Raw genomic sequence first — 415 nt, forward strand, 5'->3', positions numbered from 1 at the left:
GTGCCGGGTGCACGAAGGTCTCGCGGCGGCAGCAGCGCTCGTCGCGCTCGCCGTGAGCGGCCTCGGCCACGCGTCCGCCCACTTCGCCGACCGCGCGGCGGCAGACCGACCGGCCATGTCCCCGAAGAGCGGTTCCCCGCCGGAGCCGTCGGGGGCGACGGCGCGGCCCGTCTGCGGGGAGATCATGCCGGAGCACAGGCCGCGGGAGGCCAGGTTCTGCGCGATGCGCGGGATCGCGGCCAGGGTGTTCGCCGGCCAGTCGTGCAGGAGGATGACCTGGCCGTCGGTGAGCCGGGAGGCGGCCTGCACGATCGCGTCGGTGCTCGCGCCGTTCCAGTCCTGCGAGTCGACGTTCCAAAGGACCTCGGTCAGGCCGTACTTGGCCTGGACCGACCGCAGGGTCGCGTTGGTCTCG

1 protein-coding gene is annotated in these 415 nt (G+C 74.0%); it reads right to left on the reverse strand.

What is annotated here, in order from left to right; all coding sequences use genetic code 11:
• A partial coding sequence (locus tag B7L92_RS42820; protein ID WP_497591559.1) for a polysaccharide deacetylase family protein occupies window positions 1-415 on the reverse strand: 415 nt, incomplete at both ends.

Origin of the sequence: Streptomyces viridosporus (assembly GCF_002078235.1) — a bacterium.
Lineage (GTDB): Bacteria > Actinomycetota > Actinomycetes > Streptomycetales > Streptomycetaceae > Streptomyces > Streptomyces viridosporus.